The 16,979-nt window shown below is 70.4% G+C and carries 14 protein-coding genes and 1 pseudogene; 10 read left to right on the forward strand and 5 right to left on the reverse strand.

Features of this window, described 5'->3' with window-relative positions; translation table 11 throughout:
• Window positions 1–3: 3 nt before the first annotated feature.
• Window positions 4–1,083 (reverse strand): SDR family NAD(P)-dependent oxidoreductase, encoded by a 1,080-nt coding sequence (locus K0817_RS15330; RefSeq protein ID WP_219982500.1) that lies wholly within the window; start codon window positions 1,081–1,083, stop codon window positions 4–6.
• A gap of 48 nt (window positions 1,084–1,131) precedes the next feature.
• Between K0817_RS15330 and K0817_RS15335 the strand changes: the two genes are divergently transcribed.
• Together K0817_RS15335 and K0817_RS15340 are read left to right on the forward strand one after the other, a co-directional pair.
• Window positions 1,132–1,719 carry a TetR/AcrR family transcriptional regulator gene (locus K0817_RS15335; RefSeq protein WP_219982501.1) on the forward strand — a complete coding sequence of 196 codons (588 nt, stop codon included), beginning with the start codon at window positions 1,132–1,134 and terminating at the stop codon, window positions 1,717–1,719.
• A gap of 9 nt (window positions 1,720–1,728) precedes the next feature.
• On the forward strand, window positions 1,729–2,046 hold the full coding sequence (locus K0817_RS15340) for an ATP-dependent DNA ligase (RefSeq protein ID WP_219982502.1): 318 nt from the start codon (window positions 1,729–1,731) through the stop codon (window positions 2,044–2,046).
• A 231-nt stretch (window positions 2,047–2,277) separates the two neighbouring features.
• Here the strand turns inward: K0817_RS15340 and K0817_RS15345 are convergent.
• From K0817_RS15345 to K0817_RS15355, 3 genes and pseudogenes are all read right to left on the reverse strand, one after another.
• Window positions 2,278–2,577 (reverse strand): annotated as a pseudogene (locus K0817_RS15345) (hypothetical protein); the annotation flags it as partial.
• 80 nt (window positions 2,578–2,657) lie between these two features.
• Window positions 2,658–4,097 carry an aspartate aminotransferase family protein gene (locus K0817_RS15350; RefSeq protein ID WP_219982503.1) on the reverse strand — a complete coding sequence of 480 codons (1,440 nt, stop codon included), beginning with the start codon at window positions 4,095–4,097 and terminating at the stop codon, window positions 2,658–2,660.
• A 105-nt stretch (window positions 4,098–4,202) separates the two neighbouring features.
• Complete coding sequence (locus K0817_RS15355; RefSeq protein WP_219982505.1) at window positions 4,203–5,201, reverse strand: LacI family DNA-binding transcriptional regulator; 999 nt, start codon at window positions 5,199–5,201, stop codon at window positions 4,203–4,205.
• A 230-nt stretch (window positions 5,202–5,431) separates the two neighbouring features.
• Here K0817_RS15355 and K0817_RS15360 point away from each other — a divergent pair, with 230 nt between their 5' ends.
• Genes K0817_RS15360 through K0817_RS15370 form a run of 3 tightly spaced genes read left to right on the forward strand, consistent with a single transcriptional unit; the run spans window position 5,432 to window position 8,705 of the window.
• The gene (locus K0817_RS15360; protein WP_219982506.1) at window positions 5,432–6,130 is read left to right on the forward strand and encodes a ThuA domain-containing protein; all 699 of its coding nucleotides are present in this window, start codon (window positions 5,432–5,434) and stop codon (window positions 6,128–6,130) included.
• On the forward strand, window positions 6,109–7,197 hold the full coding sequence (locus K0817_RS15365; protein ID WP_219982508.1) for a Gfo/Idh/MocA family protein: 1,089 nt from the start codon (window positions 6,109–6,111) through the stop codon (window positions 7,195–7,197). The genes K0817_RS15360 and K0817_RS15365 overlap by 22 nt, the downstream gene beginning before the upstream one ends.
• On the forward strand, window positions 7,194–8,705 hold the full coding sequence (locus K0817_RS15370; RefSeq protein WP_219982509.1) for an alpha-N-arabinofuranosidase: 1,512 nt from the start codon (window positions 7,194–7,196) through the stop codon (window positions 8,703–8,705). The genes K0817_RS15365 and K0817_RS15370 overlap by 4 nt, the downstream gene beginning before the upstream one ends.
• Window positions 8,706–8,707: 2 nt before the next feature.
• Here K0817_RS15370 and K0817_RS15375 read toward each other — a convergent pair whose 3' ends face one another.
• Window positions 8,708–9,868 carry an ROK family transcriptional regulator gene (locus tag K0817_RS15375; RefSeq protein WP_219982511.1) on the reverse strand — a complete coding sequence of 387 codons (1,161 nt, stop codon included), beginning with the start codon at window positions 9,866–9,868 and terminating at the stop codon, window positions 8,708–8,710.
• 131 nt (window positions 9,869–9,999) lie between these two features.
• Here K0817_RS15375 and K0817_RS15380 point away from each other — a divergent pair, with 131 nt between their 5' ends.
• From K0817_RS15380 to K0817_RS15400, 5 genes are read left to right on the forward strand one after another with little or no spacing between them, the layout of a single operon-like run.
• The gene (locus K0817_RS15380) at window positions 10,000–11,295 is read left to right on the forward strand and encodes an ABC transporter substrate-binding protein (RefSeq protein ID WP_219982513.1); all 1,296 of its coding nucleotides are present in this window, start codon (window positions 10,000–10,002) and stop codon (window positions 11,293–11,295) included.
• A 3-nt stretch (window positions 11,296–11,298) separates the two neighbouring features.
• Entirely contained in the window at window positions 11,299–12,291 is a 993-nt protein-coding gene (locus K0817_RS15385; protein WP_219982515.1) for a carbohydrate ABC transporter permease, read from the forward strand.
• A complete protein-coding gene (locus K0817_RS15390; RefSeq protein ID WP_219982517.1) occupies window positions 12,291–13,187 on the forward strand; it encodes a carbohydrate ABC transporter permease in 897 nt (298 codons plus the stop codon). Before K0817_RS15385 ends, K0817_RS15390 begins: the two co-directional genes overlap by 1 nt.
• A complete protein-coding gene (locus tag K0817_RS15395; RefSeq protein WP_219982519.1) occupies window positions 13,184–15,601 on the forward strand; it encodes a glycoside hydrolase family 3 N-terminal domain-containing protein in 2,418 nt (805 codons plus the stop codon). Before K0817_RS15390 ends, K0817_RS15395 begins: the two co-directional genes overlap by 4 nt.
• Before the next feature lie 12 nt (window positions 15,602–15,613).
• Window positions 15,614–16,846, forward strand: coding sequence for an endo-1,4-beta-xylanase (locus K0817_RS15400; RefSeq protein WP_219982520.1), 1,233 nt, complete (start codon window positions 15,614–15,616; stop codon window positions 16,844–16,846).
• Window positions 16,847–16,979 lie beyond the last annotated feature (133 nt).

Here is a 16,979-nt window from a genome sequence, read left to right on the forward strand (position 1 = left end):
GGGTCAGGCGACGGACCAGCCGCCGTCGCTCGCCAGGACGACGCCGTTGACGTTGACGCCGTCATCACTGAGCAGGAAGGTGATCGAGGCGGCGAGCGCGTCGGCGTCGACGGGCGGCGACATCACGGCCATCGCCGTGCGCACGCGTTCGGCGCCGAGGGCAGAGGCGAACGACGCCTCGATGTTCGTGATGGTGGGGCCCGGAGCCACGGCGTTGACGCGGATGCCGCTGGGCCCGTACATGAAGGCGCTCGACTTCGTCAGGCCCACGACGGCGTGCTTCGACGCGGTGTAGGCCACGCCCGCGGCGGATCCCCGCAGCGCGGCCTCCGAGGCCGTGTTCACGATCGAGCCGCCGCCCTGGGCGAGCATCGCGGGGATCACGGCGCGCATCAACTTCATGGTGCCGTCGACATTGACGCGGAAGACCCGCTGCCACACGGCATCCGTCACCTCCGCCACCGGCGTCATGTCGTCCATGATCCCGGCGATGTTCGCCAGCGCGTCGATCGTCGCGCCCGCGGCCTCCACGATGCGCGCGACGCCGGCGTCGTCGGTGATGTCGGCGACGAGCGGCACGATGTCGGCTCCGCTATGGGTTGCGATCAGATCGTCGAGGCGCTCCTGGCTCACGTCGACGGCGATGACGCGGCCACCCTCGCGCGCGACGCGCGACGCCGTCGCTCGTCCGATGCCGGAGCCGGCGCCGGTGACGATCACGGTGCGTCCGGTGAAGCGCCCCCGGTCGATCCGCTCGGTCCACTCGCGCAGCGGAACAGCGGGGACGGATGCCGTGGCCGCCGGCGGTGCATCGGTCGCGGCCGCTGCACCCTCGGGCACTGCACCCTCGGGCACCTCGCCCGCCGCGGCTCGGCGCACGACCTCGTCGAGCGTCTCCTGGCTGAAGGCGCCGCGGCTCAGCTCGACGAGGCGCTTCAGGGGGAGCGTGCGGATGGGGACGAAGGCGTCGGCGCTTTGCCCGCCCTGCGCAAGAAGCTCACGGAGGATCTGACCACCGACGGGGTGGTCGAGCCAGGTCGCGATGGAGGAGTCGCCGTTCAGCGGCGGGATGCTGGTGTTCATGGTGCGTCCTTTCTACCGGACAACTGTGTCCGGTAATAGGCTACACCCGTGCCCAGAACCGCATCCCCCCGGGCCGACCTCTCCCGCCCCAACCGCGGCCCCGCCGCCGCCGCCGAGAACCGCCGCGCGCTCATCACCGCCGCGCGCGAGGTCTACGCCGAGGGTGGGCTGAACTCGCCGTTCAGCGCCGTCGCGAAACGCGCCGGCGTCGGGCAGGGAAGCCTGTACCGGCACTTCCCCGACCGCACCGCCCTCGCGGTCGCGGTGTTCGAAGACAACGTGCGCGCCCTGGAGGAGTACGCCGCACCGTCCCAGTGCACCGTCGGCGACCTGCTGGACCAGGTCGTGTCGCAGGCGGTCGTCTCGACGGCATTCATCGAGCTGATCACGGCAGACATGAGCGACCCGCGAGTGGCGCGGCTGGGAGCCCGCTTCGCCGCGCTGGTGAGGCAGGTCGTCGATCGCGACCGCTCGGCGGGGCGCATCGGCGCGCATATCGAGGCTGCTGACGTGACGATGGCGGCCGGGATGCTGGCCACCGAACTGGCGCGGACCGAGGCATCGGAGCGCCCCGCCGTCGCGGCGCGCGCGAAAGCACTCTTCCTTGCTGCATTCGAGCCGCGGTCAGCCCACTAAACTCCTGGCATGGGCAGGTTCATCTACGACACGAGCGGCAATTCGATCGACATCGACGACCGCACCCTTGCACACCTTCGGATCGTCATGATGAACAAACTCCGTCGTTCGGAGCCCTTCATGTTCGATTTCGAGGTCGGCGACGGCAGCGGCCGGCGCAGTTTCTGGATCGCACCGGCGGTGCCGCTGCAGTTCCACTTCTTCGGCAGCCGCCAGCCTCGCATCAACCGGAGGTGGATCGAAGAACTCATGCTCGCCGCGAGCGGGCCCGTCGGGCTGACGATCCTGCCCGAACCCGCTGACGAGAGCGAACCCGAGGTCGGCTGAGCCTGCCGCGAGCCGAGTCCCGCGAGAAGCGGGCCGGTTCGCGAACCCGGGCCGGTGGGTTCAGGCGCTCGTGAGCTGACCGCCGTTGATCTCGTCTCCCGAGACCTTCAGCGTGTCGATCTCGAGCCGGTCGACCTCGACGACCCCGAGTGAGACATGGGCGCTCTCCGAAGACCCACCGTCGCTGTTCGCGTCATCGCCCTCGCGGGGGAGCGTGTGCACTTCGCCGGTGTCGAAGTGATGCGCGACGAGCATGATGCCGCCCGTCGAGTTGGCCGAGTTGGCGAGCTCTTCGACCCACTCTCGGCTGAGCTCGGCCGGCTCGGGATTATCGAACACGAAGCGGAGCGGAATCGAAGGGTGCAGCCAGATCGTGCTCCGGCCGCGGGGCTGGTCGTCGGGATGGCGCCACGAGACGGTGAAGCTCTCGTCGCGACGCAGCTTCGTCGCGATGACGACTTTCAGGTGCGCGAGCGCGCGGTCCTCGATTTCGATCGGCATGGCAGAGCCGCCGTAGTAAATGGTGCCCACGGCCCAACCCTAACGCCCGAACACGGGTTTTCACCCATCGGCCAGAGCGGCCTCCGGCCGACCCGCCGGCCGGTGCGGAGTCAGAGCCGCGTCCAGGCCTCGCTGAGCACGCCGCGCAGGATCTGCTCGATCTCGTCGAACTCGCCGGGTCCGATCGTGAGCGGGGGTGCGAGCTGGATCACGGGGTCGCCGCGGTCGTCGGCGCGGCAGTACAGGCCGGCATCGAAGAGCGCTTTGGACAGGAAGCCGCGCAGCAGCCGCTCGGACTCGTCGTCGTCGAAGGTCTCTTTCGTCGCCTTGTCTTTCACGAGCTCGATGCCGAAGAAGTAGCCGTCGCCGCGCACGTCCCCGACGATCGGCAGGTCGGTGAGCTTCTCGAGGGTCCGGCGGAAGATCGGGGAGTTCTCTCGCACGTGCTCGGGCAGGCCCTCCTCCTCGAAGATGTCGAGGTTCTCGAGCGCGACCGCGGCCGAGACCGGGTGACCCCCGAACGTGTAGCCGTGGTAGAACGCGGTGTCGCCGTGCGCGAAGGGCTCGTAGATGCGGTCTGACACGATCGTGCCGCCCAGCGGCGAGTAGCCGCTGGTGACGGCCTTCGCGAAGGTGATCATGTCGGGCTGGTAGCCGTAGGCGTCGCACGCGAACATGTGGCCGATGCGGCCGAACGCGCAGATGACCTCGTCCGACACGAGCAGCACGTCGTATTTGTCGCAGATCTCGCGCACACGCTGGAAGTAGCCCGGCGGCGGCGGGAAGCATCCGCCCGAGTTCTGCACCGGCTCGAGGAAGACTGCTGCGACCGTCTCGGGACCCTCGAACTGGATCATCTCCTCGATGCGGTCGGCGGCCCACACGCCGAACTCCTCGAGACTCCCGGTCGGCGCCCCCATGTCGGCCGCGCGGTAGAAGTTGGTGTTGGGCACGCGGAATCCGCCCGGCGTGACCGGCTCGAACATCTCCTTCATGGCCGGGATGCCGGTGATCGCCAGGGCGCCCTGGGGCGTGCCGTGGTAGGCGACCGCTCGCGAGATCACCTTGTGCTTGGTGGGCCGGCCCTGCAGCTTCCAGTAGTACTTGGCGAGCTTGAACGCGGTCTCGACGGCCTCGCCGCCGCCGGTGGAGAAGAAGACCTTGTTGAGGTCGCCCGGTGCGTAATCGGCCAGGCGATCGGCGAGCTCGATCGCGGCGGGGTGCGCGTACGACCAGATCGGGAAGAACGCCAGCTCCTCCGCCTGCTTCGCCGCGACCTGGGCGAGCCGCTTGCGGCCGTGTCCGGCAGCCACGACGAAGAGCCCCGCGAGCCCGTCGATGTAGCGCTTGCCCTGCGAGTCCCAGATGTGGTGCCCCTCGCCCTTGACGATGATGGGCACGCCCGGCCCTTCGGTCATCACCGACTGTCGGGCGAAGTGCATCCACAGGTGGTCTTTGGCCATCTGCTGCAGCTCGGCTTCACTCCTGGCGGAGCGGTCACTCCTCGCGGGGCGCTCGGTGCGGGTGGGGCGATCGGTCGCTGTCGACATGGCTGGCCTTCCGTCAGACGTGCTCCCACGCTACTCGCGTGACCCCCGGGCAGTGGGGGGACGGTTCGTCCGGTTCGGATGCCGCGGCCACCGGTCCGTCCGGCGTCAGGCTGAGCCGCGCTCGATCAGGCGGGTCGGCAGCACGATCGGGGACGGCGGCAGCGGCGCGCCGGCCGCCGCGTCGGCGAGGGCGGTGACCGCGGCAGCGGCCATCTCGCGGATCGGCTGGCGCACCGTCGTGAGCGGCGGTGTGAGCCAGCGCGCGCCGCGCAGGTCGTCGAAACCCACCACGAGGACGTCGTCGGGGATGCGCCGGCCCGTGGCCGCCGCGGCGGCGTACGCTCCGGACGCCATCTCATCGGAGCAGGCGAACACCCCCAGCCGCTCGCTCGCGGCCAGATCGCGCATGAGGGGAATCAGGCCCTCCCGTGCGGCGGCCGCCCCCCAGTCCGCCGGGACGACCACTGCTTCCGTGTCGGGGTGTGCGACCGCGAGCCCCGCGCGAAATCCCTCCAGCCTGGCGCGTCCGTAGCGGTACGCCGGCAGACCGACCACGATCGCGAACCGAGTAGCGCCTCGCGTCGCCAGATGCGCCGCAGCGGCGACGCCGCCCTCGCGATCAGTCGTGCGCACGCTGGTCAGGCCCCGGGATGTCTCGGCTTGGGGGTCCATCAGCACGACCGGGATCTCGGCATCCCTCAGCGCCGCCAGCTGCGATGCGGTGGGGGCGATGAGCCCCAGCACGACGCCCGCCGACCCGCGCCGGCGGATGCGCATGGGCCAGTCGTCGTCGGGGGAGTCGCGCTCCTCGGTGAGCACCAGATCGTAGCCGGCGGCTGCGGCAGCGCTGCGTGCGCCGGCGGTGACCTCGTCGGAGTAGGAGTTGTGGAACGACCCGAGCACGAGGTCGAGCAGGCGCGCAGAGCCGGGCGGTCGCCCGCCGGCGGTGGGGTCGCGCACGAAGCCGAGCGTGCGGGCCGAGGCGAGGACGCGCCGCCGGGTCGCCGGTGCGAGATCTCCACGGCCTGAGAGAGCCCGCGAAGCCGTCGCGACGCTGACCCCCGCGTGCGCGGCGACGGTCGCGAGCGTCACCCGCCCGGTCATCGCACCGCCCAGGCGCGGGCTGCCGATCTCGCGACCACCATGGGGACACCCTCGCGCATGGCGGAGGTTTTGCGCAAACCGCTCGACCGTCGTGCGTACCCGTGGCATGGTCGGAGGCTGGAAAGGCCTCCGATGACGACGAAGACATCCCGTCCGCAACCCGAGACGAGTGCGCCAGGGCGCACGTACGCGAACCTCCTCACGACTCGAACGCTCGCGGAGTTCGCCGCATGACTCGCATCGCTCTGGTCGTCCGCGGCGGGTGGGACGGCCATCATCCGGTCGAGGCGACCGAGCTGTTCGTTCCCTTTCTGCGCGCGCAGGGCTTCGACGTCGCGATCGAGACCGATCCGCAGGTCTACGCCGACGCCGACCGGCTGGCCGCGACGGACCTCATCGTGCAATGCGTGACGATGTCGGAGATCTCGAAGGAGGCCGTCCGCGGCCTGCGCGACGCGGTCGCCGCCGGCACCGGACTTGCGGGCTGGCACGGCGGCATCGCCGATTCGTATCGTGCGAGCTCGGACTACCTGCAGCTGGTCGGCGGGCAGTTCGCCACCCACCCCTCGAAGCACCCCGACGAGGTGCACGGCGACCAGACCGACAACTACCTCGACTACACGGTGGAGCTCACCGACCTCGGCCGCAGCCACGAGATCATGGCGGGCATCGACGACTTCACGCTGCACACCGAGCAGTACTGGGTGCTGCACGACGACCTGAACGACGTGCTGGCCACCACGACGCACCCGGTGCAGCCGTACCACCCGTGGCACCGGCCCATCGTCTCGCCCGCCGTGTGGACGCGCGACTGGGGCCGCGGCCGTGTCTTCGTGGCCACTCCGGGCCACAGCCCCGATGTCCTGCAAGACGCGAACGTTCGCACGATCATCGAGAGGGGAATGCTGTGGGCAGCCCGCACCCGGTAGGGATCATCGGCCTCGGCGTCATCTCGAAGCAGTACCTCGAGACGCTCCTCGGTGCCGACGCGGTGCGCATCGCCGCCGTCGCCGATCTCGATCCCGCGCGCGCCGTCGCGGCGGCCGAGGCGATTCCGGGATGCCGCGCGCTGAGCCCCGCGGACCTGCTGGCCGACCCCGACATCCGCACGGTGCTCAACCTCACCGTCCCCGGCGCGCACGCCGAGGTCGCCCTCGCCGCGATCGCCCACGGCAAGGACGTGTACGGCGAGAAGCCGCTGGCGGCGACGCTCGATGACGCGCGCCGGATGACGGATGCCGCGGCCGCCGCAGGCACGCGCCTCGGAGGTGCGCCCGACACGGTGCTCGGCACCGGCGTGCAGACCGCCCGCGCGGCGATCGACGGCGGCATGATCGGCCGGCCGGTGTCGGCGGCGGCCACGTGGATCTCGGCGGGCCATGAGTCGTGGCATCCGCAACCCGACTTCTACTACCTCGAGGGCGGCGGACCGCTGCTGGACATGGGGCCCTACTACGTCACCTCGCTCGTGCAGCTGCTCGGTGCCGTCACGTCGGTCTCGGGCGCCGCCTCGCGCTCGCGCGAGACACGGGTGATCGCATCGGGGCCGCGCGCGGGCGAGAGCATCGCCGTCGAGGTCGACACGCATCTCACCGGCATCCTGCATCACGACTCGGGAGCGCTGTCGACCGTCACGATGAGCTTCGACGGGATCGCGTCCACGACCGCGCCGATCGAGGTCCACGGCGTGGACGGGTCGCTCATCGTGCCCGACCCCAATCACTTCGCCGGTGACGTGCGCATGCACCCGCGCGGCGGGCAGTGGCAGACCCTCGAACCGTCGGCCGGATACGTCGACGCGGGCCGCGGTGTCGGTCTGATCGACTTCGTCGCAGGCGACGGGCGCGCCGGCGGCGACATGGCGCTGCACGTGCTCGAGATCATGACGCTGCTGCAGGCCTCGGCGGCATCGGGCACCCGCGAGACGCTCACCACCACCGTTCAGCGCCCCGATCTCGTGCCGCTCACGGCCGCATCCACCTGGAGGAATCCATGACCACGGCTCGCGCCGTCATCGACCTCGACGTCCCGGGCGACGTGATCAGCCGCCACCTGTACGGGCACTTCGCCGAGCATCTGGGCCGGTGCATCTACGACGGGTTCTGGGTCGGCGAAGACTCCGCGATCCCGAACGTGCGCGGGATCCGCTCCGATGTCGTCGAGGCGCTGCGCGCCCTCGGGATCCCCAATCTGCGGTGGCCCGGCGGATGCTTCGCCGACGACTACCACTGGCGCGACGGGATCGGGCCCCGCGAGCAGCGGCCGCAGATGGTCAACTCGCACTGGGGCGACATCGTCGAGAACAACCACTTCGGCACGCACGAGTTCATGGACCTGTGCGACCTGCTCGGTGCCGACGCGTATGTGAACGGCAACGTCGGCAGCGGCACCGTGCGCGAGATGAGCGAGTGGGTCGAGTACCTCACGCGCGACGGCGACAGCCCGATGGCGCGCCTGCGCCGCGAGAACGGGCGTGACGAGCCGTGGCGGGTGCCCTTCTGGGGGATCGGCAACGAGGCGTGGGGCTGCGGCGGGAACATGACGCCCGAGCAGTACGCCGCCGAGGCTCGCCGGTACGGCACCTACTGCCGCAATCACGGAGGCAACGAGCTGTACCGCATCGCCGCGGGCGCTTCGGACGACGACGTGAAGTGGACACGCACCCTGATGGAGTCGCTGGGATGCCTCACGTGCGGGCAGCAGCCCGCGCCGGTGTTCCAGGGCATCTCATTTCACTACTACACGCACGCCGGTCCCGGCATCGCCAGTGAGCCGGCGACCGCCTTCACGACCGAGCAGTACTACGGCACGATGCGCAAGGCGCTCGACGTCGAGCGGGTGATCCGCCGGCACGAGGCCGTCATGGACTCGTACGACCCCGACCGGAGGATCGGGCTCGTGCTGGACGAGTGGGGCACGTGGTGGAACGTCGAGCCCGGCACCAATCCGGGATTCCTGTTCCAGCAGAACACGGTGCGCGACGCGCTGGTGGCGAGCGTGCACTTCGACGCGTTCCACCGCCACGCCGGGCGACTGAAGATGGCGAACATCGCGCAGACGCTCAACGTGCTGCAGGCGATGATCCTCACCGACGACTCCGGCGCGATGGTGCTCACCCCGACGTACCACGTGTTCGAGATGAACCGCGGCCACCACGACGCGACGGCGCTCGCGGCGCATGTGCTCGATGCCCCCGCGGCCGACGACGGCGTGCCGGCGGTCTCGATGTCGGCGTCGCTGTCGCCGAGCGGTGACACCGCTTTGCTCTCGCTCTCGAACCTGTCGATCGACGAACCCCTCGAGGTGCGCGTCGACCTGCGCGGGCGTGCCGCGACCGTGACGCGGGCACGCGTGCTGACGGGGACGGATGCCACCGCGCACAACTCCGCGGCGGCCCCCGACGCCGTCGCGCCCGCGGTGCTGGAGACCGCGCTCGAGGCGGGCGCGCTCTCGGTCACGCTGCCGCCGCATTCGTTCGCGACCGTCGAGCTCGCCCTGGCCTGACGTCAGGAGGTGGGGTCGCGCAGCAGTTCGGCGAAGGCGGCCTCGGCCGCGCCGATGAGCAGGCGGTCTTCGGCCAGCGAGGCCACGCGGATCTCGAGATCGTCGCCGTTCGCGGCCATCGCCTGCGCACGTACGAGCTCGGCGAGGCCCGGGACGTCGGCCTCGGCGATCGTCGCGAGAAAGCCGCCGAGCACGACCACGGACGGGTTGAGCACGTTCACCGCGTTCGCGAGGGCCGTCGACAGGATGCGGCGCTGCCGTGCCACCTCGTCCGCCGCGGCGGGGCCCGCGTCGGCGAGCGCCTGGGCGAGCGTGGGCTCGTCGGCTGATGGCAGGCCCACCGCCGCGAGCAGTCGCGCGCGGCTCACCTCGTCCTCGAGCACCCCGTGGTCGGCGCGGCGGTCGGCGTCCGAGGCGATTCCCGGCCGGTTCTGGCCGAACTCGCCCGCATAGCCGCCGGCGCCGGCCACCGGCATCCCGTGCACGATGAGACCGCCGCCGATGCCGCTGGCCCCGCCGTTGAGGTAGACGACATGGTCGATGCCGCGCGCGGCGCCGAAGAGGTGCTCGGCGACGGCGCCGAGCGTCGCGTCGTTGTCGACGGCGGTGGGCAGCCCGGTCGCCTCCGCCACGAGGTCTCGCACCGGCGCTTCGGTCCAGCGCAGGTGCGGCGCGTTGCGCACCAGGCCGTCGGCTGCGCGCACGAGGCCGGGGACGGCGACTCCCACGGCGACCACGCGCGATCCGGCCAGCGCGCCGTCGCGCCAGCGCGCGATGCGGTCGGCGATCAGCTGCGCCGTCTCGTCGGGCGTGAGAAGGTGGTCGACCTCGATGCGCTCCCGCAGACGGATGCCGCGGTCAAGACCCACGGCCGAGATGGTGAGCGCATCGACCTCGGGGTTCGCGGCGACCGCGACGACCCGAGGATCGGCGGCGACGACCGGGGAAGGGCGGCCGACACGGCGCGACGGGTCGGGCGCACGCTCGATCACGAGCCCTTCGCGGGCGAGCTCGGCGACGAGATCGGCGATGGTCGAGCGGTTCAGTCCGGTGGACTCGGTCAGAGCGGCGCGCGAGAGCGGTCCTTCGAGGTGGACCAGACGCAGGAGGCGGGCGAGATTGCGCTGACGGACGCCTTCTGCCGGTGTCGGATCGCTCACCATCCTCACTGTAGGGGCTGGGCCGTTGCCGAATCGGTATTTGTTGGCCTTGACCTCAAATCTGGTTCCGTCGTACTCTTGCCGAGTCCACATCACTTTCGACGTTGACGTCGAAACTTTCGAGAGGTTCGAAGATGAACACACGCAGCAAGATGCGCGTCTTCGCCGCAGTCGCCGCCACAGGGATCGCCGCCGGCGCTCTCGCCGGATGCGCCGCAGGCGGAGAAGGTGACGGCGGCGACGGCGGCGATGTCACGATCACGTGGTGGCACAACGCCACCAACGGCCCCCTGCCCGATATCTGGGAGGAGGTCGCGACCGAGTTCGAAGAGGCCAACCCCGGCGTGAACGTCGAGCAGACCGGGTACCAGAACGAAGAGCTGCAGCGTACACTCATCCCCAACGCGCTGGCAGCGGGCGACCCGCCGGACCTCTTCCAGGTGTGGCCGGGTGGCGAGCTGCGTGACCAGGTCGAGAACGGCTATCTGATGCCGCTCGATGACCTCATCCCCGAGACGATCGAAAGCGTCGGCGCCACGGTGAACCCGTGGCAGGTCGGCGGCGAGACCTACGCCATCCCCTTCACCTTCGGCATCGAGGGCTTCTGGTACAACACCGACATGTTCGACGAGGCGGGCGTCGAGGTGCCCGAGACCTTCGACGAGCTCGTCGACGCCGTGGGCGCGCTGCGCGAGTCGGGCGTGGTGCCGATCGCGGTCGGCGCCGGCGCCGGCTGGCCGGCCGCGCACTGGTGGTACCAGTTCGCGCTCAAGTCCTGCTCGCCCGAGGCCCTCGCGGCAGCCGAGACCGAATACGACTTCAGCGACCCGTGCTGGGTCGAGGCCGGCGAGCAGCTCGAGGAGTTCATCGCAATCGAGCCGTTCCAGGACGGCTTCCTGGGCACCGTCCCGCAAGAGGGCGCAGGAAGCTCGGCGGGCATGATCGCCAACGGCCAGGCGGCCATGGAGCTCATGGGTCACTGGAACGTCGGCACGATCGGCGGTCTCACCCCTGACGAGCAGGTCCCGGCCTTCCTCGGCTGGTTCCCGATGCCGGGCATCGAGGGCGCGGCGGGCGACCCCACGGCAGCCCTGGGCGGCGGCGACGGGTTCGGCTGCGCAGCCGATGCCCCGCCGGAGTGCGCCGACCTCCTCGCCTACATCATGAGCGAAGACGTGCAGCGCCGCTTCGCGGAGAGCGGCTCCGGCATCCCGACGGTTCCGGCAGCACAGGACGGGATCGAGGACGAGAACCTCAAGGCCGTGGCCGAGGGCCTCGCCGAGGCATCCTTCGTGCAGCTCTGGTTCGACACCGCGTTCGGCACCACCGTCGGCAACGCGATGAACGAGGGGATCGTCAACCTGTTCGCAGGAACCGGTTCGCCCGAAGACATCGTTCAGCGGATGCAGGACGCGGCAGCGACTCTGTAGGCCATGACCACTCTCACCACTCCCGGGCCCGCGGTCACCGCGGGCCCGGGCCCTGCACCCGCGCGCCGACCGCGGCGAGGCGAGGGGCGCAAGCGCCTCGAGATCGTCTTGTTCGTCACCCCTGCCCTCGTGCTGTTCCTCGGCTTCGTGATCCTGCCGGTGATTCTCGCTGCGGTCTACAGCCTCTACAACCTCCCGCCCGCCTTCCAGTGGTCGCACCTCGCCGACTCCGACCGCTTCATCGGACTCGACAACTACGTGCGCGCGCTGACGACGCCCGAGTTCCAGCGCGCCATCGGCAACACGTTCTTCATCCTCGCCATGTCCCTGCTCGTGCAGGGCCCGATCGCGATCGGCATCGCGTTGCTGCTGAACCGGCGCATGCGCGGCCGCAGCATCTTCCGCCTGCTGATCTTCGTGCCGTACGTGCTCGCAGAGGTCATCGCGGGCCTGTCGTGGCGCCTCATTCTGCAGCCCTCCGGCGCCCTCAACGCGACACTCGAATCGGTCGGACTCGGCGCGCTGGCCCAGAACTGGCTCGCCGACCCCACGCTCGCGCTGTGGACCATCTTCTTCATCCTCACGTGGAAGTACATCGGATTCGCGATCCTGCTCATGCTCGCCGGCCTCCAGGGAGTCCCGGACGAGCTGGCCGAGGCCGCCGCGATCGACGGAGCCAGCTGGTGGCAGATCCAGCGGTACGTCACGCTGCCCCTCCTCGGCCCCACGATCCGCATCTGGGCCTTCCTGTCGATCATCGGCTCGCTGCAGGTATTCGACATGATCTGGGTCACGGTCTCGCCGGCGGTGAGGCGGATCGGAACCGAGTCGATGGCGACCTACATGGTGCAGCAGGGCCAGTTCGCCGGGCAGCCGGGCTATGGCAGTGCGATCGCCGTGATCCTGTTCGTCATCTCGCTGGTCATCGCCCTGGTCTATCAGCGCTTCGCGCTGCGCCGCGACCTGGCGGGATCGATCACGAAAGGCGCGAACTGATGTCGGCCACCACCACCATCGTCACCGGCGGCACCGAGCCGCGCGACGTCCAGCCGGTCCGGCGCGGGTTCGACTGGGGCCAGCCCTTCGTGTACCTCGTGGCGCTCGTCATCGCGGCGATCGCCGTCGGCCCCGTCGTCTACGTGTTCATGGGCGGTCTGCGCACCACCGCAGACCTCAACGCGAACCCGGCGGGCTTGCCGGATCCGTGGACGCTGCAGAACTGGGCCGAGGTGCTCGGGGCCCCGCGCTTCTGGGGCAACGTCTTCGCGAGCACCGTGCTGGCGGTCGCCACGACCGTCGGCGTCGTCGTCGCCGGTCTCATGGCCGCCTTCGTGCTGGCCCGCTACAACTTCCGCGGGCGCCAGGGGCTCTACACGTTGTTCGCCGCGGGCCTCATGTTCCCGCTCACCGTCGCCGCGCTTCCGCTGACCCTGCTGCTGCGCACGCTCGGCCTGCACGGGACGTACCTGGGCGTGATCATCCCGGGCATCGCGTTCGCGCTGCCGACCACGATCATCATCCTGGTGCCGTTCCTCCGAGCGATCCCTGCCGAGCTCGAGGAGGCCGCGATGATCGACGGTGCCACGCGCATCGGGTTCTTCTGGCGCATCATGCTGCCCCTGTCCAAGCCGGGCCTCATCACCGTCGGAATCCTCGCCTTCGTCGCCAGCTGGAACGGCTACCTCCTGCCGCTGCTGGTGATCAGCACCGGCAGCCTCCCGCAGGAGCTGTGGCCGCTCCCCCTCGGGGTGACGCAGTTCTCCAGCCAGTACTCGCAGAACACCGGGGCGATCCTGGCTTACACCTCGCTGGCGATGATCCCGGCGCTGGTGTTCTTCCTCCTCGCCGAGAAGCGCATCGTCGGCGGACTGACAGGAGCGGTAAAAGGATGACCCTGAACGAACAGGCAACCGCGATCGACACGGCGGGAGCGACGGATGCCGTGGCTCGCGGTGCGTGGAACGACACGACGCTGCCGATCGACGAGCGCGTCGACGCGCTCATAGCCGAGATGACGGTTGCCGAGAAGGTTGCGCAGCTGTACGGCGTGTGGGTCGGGGCATCCGACGACGGCGAGGACGTCGCGCCGCACCAGCACGACATGGACGACCACATCGATCTCGACGCGATCCTGCCGGCGGGACTGGGTCAGCTGACGCGGCCGTTCGGCACCGCGCCGGTCGATCCGGCCACGGGCGCGCTGTCGCTGCAGCGCGCGCAGCAGCGGATCGTCGCGGCGAACCGGTTCGGCATCCCGGCGCTCGCGCACGAGGAGTGCCTCGCGGGCTTCGCGACCTGGAGTGCCACGGCCTACCCGGTGCCGCTCAGCTGGGGTGCGACGTTCGACCCCGCGCTGGTGCGCGAGATGGGCGAGCGGATCGGCTCCGACATGCGCTCGGTCGGGGTGCACCAGGGGCTCGCTCCCGTGCTCGACGTCGTGCGCGACGCGCGGTGGGGCCGCGTGGAAGAGACCATCGGCGAAGACCCGTACCTCGTCGGCACCGTGGCGACCGCGTACATCCAGGGCGTCGAGTCGGCGGGCGTCGTCGCGACGCTCAAGCATTTCGTCGGCTACTCGGCCTCCAAGGGCGGGCGCAACCTCGCACCCGTCTCGGTCGGGCCGCGCGAGCTCGCCGACGTGCTGCTGCCCCCGTTCGAGATGGCGATCCGCGAGAGCGGCGTGCGCTCGGTGATGAACTCGTACACCGACCTCGACGGCATCCCCACAGCCGCCGACGCGCGCCTGCTCACCACCCTGCTGCGCGACGAGTGGGGCTTCGAGGGCACGGTCGTCGCCGACTACTTCGCGATCGCGTTCCTGCGGCAGCTGCACGGCGTGGCCGAGACGTGGACGGATGCCGCGGCCGCGGCCCTCGCGGCAGGCATCGACGTCGAGCTGCCCACAGTGAAGACGTTCGGTGGCGAGTTCGTGCGCGCGGTCGAGGCCGGCGAGGTCGACGAGGCGCTCGTGGACCGGGCGCTGCGTCGCGTGCTGCGCCAGAAGGCCGAGCTCGGGCTGCTCGATCCGGACTGGTCGCCGGTGCCCGACGCGCTCGCGGGCGTTCCAGACCCGTCGGCGGACGGGGTTCGCGGGAGCGTCGACCTCGACCCGCCGGCGAACCGTGCGCTCGCGCGCCGCATCGCCGAAGAGGCGGTCGTGCTGCTGCGCAATGACGGCGTGCTGCCTCTCGCCCACCCCGGCCGCATCGCGGTCATCGGACCCGCGGCTGACGACCCCTACGCCGTGCTGGGATGCTATTCGTTCCCGTCGCACGTGGGGGTGCGGCATCCGGAGTTCCCCATCGGCATCTCGCTGCCCACTCTGCGCGAGGCGCTCGCGGCGGAGTTCCCGCACGCCGAGATCGTGCACGCCGCCGGGACGACGATCGACGGGGGCGAGACCGACGGCTTCGACGAGGCGCTCGCCGCTGCCCGTGACGCGGACGTCGTGGTGCTGGCGCTCGGCGACCGCGCGGGCCTCTTCGGCCGGGGCACGAGCGGCGAGGGCTGCGACGCCGCCGACCTGACGCTGCCCGGCGCGCAGCAGGCGCTGCTGGACGCCGTGCTCGACGCGGGAAAGCCCACGGTGGTGACGCTGCTCGCCGGCCGTCCGTACACGCTGGGCTCGGCTCCGGAGCGGGCCGCGGCGATCGTGCAGACGTTCTTCGCGGGCGAAGAGGGCACGGGGGCGATCGCCGGCGTGCTGAGTGGTCGCGTCAATCCGAGCGGCCGGCTTCCGGTCAGCGTGCCCCGCGATCCCGGAGCCCAGCCCTCGACGTACCTCGCCTCGACCCTCGCACGGCCGAACGGCGTCTCGAACATCGATCCGTCCCCCGCGTTCCCGTTCGGCCACGGTCTCGGCTACTCGCACTTCGTGTGGTCGGATGCCTCGGCCACGGCCCCCGAGCTGCCCGTCGACGGGGTCGTCACGGTGTCGATGCACGTCGGCAACGCCGGCGAACGTGACGGGGTCGAGGTCGTGCAGCTCTACGTGCACGACCCGGTCGCCTCTGTCGTGCGTCCGGTGCAGCGGCTCATCGGGTACGCCCGGGTGCCGCTGAAGGTGGGCGAGCGCGCGCAGGTGTCGTTCGAGGTTCCGGCGGATCTGCTGTCGTTCACGGGCGCCGGCGGACAGCGCATCGTGGAGTCCGGCGAGATCGTGTTCGGATTCGGGCGCTCCAGCGGGGAGATCCCTTTGACGACGGCCGTTCGTGTCGTGGGAACGACGCGCGTGGTCGATGGCACGCGTCGGCTGCACGCCGACGTGCGGGTCGACCTCGACACGACCTCAGTGTCCGAGCGGTGAGGCGGATGGTCGATGGCGGCTGAGGACCCGTTCGGGCATCGGCGGGGGAGCGCACTCGTGCGCGTGCTCGATGCAGCCGGCGCCCCGCTGCGCGAGACCGACGTCGTCGTAGAGCAGGTCGGCCACGCGCTCGGCTTCGGCAACATCGGATTCGACCTGATCGATCTCGCCGACGGCCGTGGCGTGCCGGATGACGAGGCGCTTGCGGTCGACTGGCTCGAGTTGTTCAACACGGCGACGCTCCCGTTCTACTGGGGCGACTTCGAGCCGACCGAAGGCGCTCCGCAGACCAAGCGCCTGCGCGCCGCGGCGCGATGGTTCGGCGATCGCGGAGTGGCCGTGAAGGGGCATCCGCTCGTCTGGCACACGGTGCAGCCGGACTGGCTGCGCACGTACGACCTGGACGGGATCGAGCAGCGCTTGCGCAGCCGCGTGCGGCGGGAGGTGTCGGCGTTTCGCGATGTCATCCCGACGTGGGACGCCATCAACGAGCTCGTCATCATGCCGGTCTTCGACCGCGACGACAACGCGGTGACGCGTCTCGCCTGGAACCGCGGACGTGTCGCCATGGCGAAGCTGGCCTTCGAGGAGGCGCGCGCCGCCGACCCGGGGGCGACGCTGCTGCTAAACGACTTCGACCTCAGCACCGCGTACGAGTGCCTTATCGAAGGCCTGCTCGAGGCCGGGGTGCGGATCGACGCGCTCGGGCTGCAGACCCACATGCACCAGGGCTATCGCGGTGAGGACGAGGTGCTCGCCATCGCCGACCGGTTCGCCCGGTACGGCCTGCCGCTGCACTTCACCGAGAACTCGCTGGTCTCGGGCGCGCTGATGCCGGCCGACATCGAGGACCTCAACGACTACCAAGTCGACGACTGGCCGAGCACGCCCGAGGGCGAGGCGCGGCAGGCGGACGAGATCGAGCGCCACTACCGCACCCTGGTCTCGCACCCCGCCGTGGAGTCGATCACGTACTGGGGCATCACCGACCGCGGGGCATGGCTGGGCGCCCCGATCGGGCTTGTGCGGGACGACGGGTCGCGCAAGCCCGCCTACGACGCGCTCCGCAGGCTCATCAAGGGCGAATGGTGGCTGCCGCCCACGACGACGAGGACGGATGCCGAGGGCCAGGTGCACGTGAGCGGCTTCGCCGGCGACTACCTTGTGCGCAGTGGCGTCTTGTCAGCACAAGTGAGACTGGAGCGCGGGGACCACGACGCTCGCGCGGAGGCGTGGCTGGTCTGATCCGGCCTTCTCGGCAGGGACACGGCCACAGTGGATCAGGCGTGCGTCGAGTTACTTGAGGTCCCCGCAACGGTAAACACAGTGGTTCCCAGGGCTGCAGTAGAGGTGCCCTTGCGTGCATCTTCATCGCGCG

The organism is Microbacterium sp. HD4P20, from assembly GCF_019449275.2.
Lineage (GTDB): Bacteria > Actinomycetota > Actinomycetes > Actinomycetales > Microbacteriaceae > Microbacterium.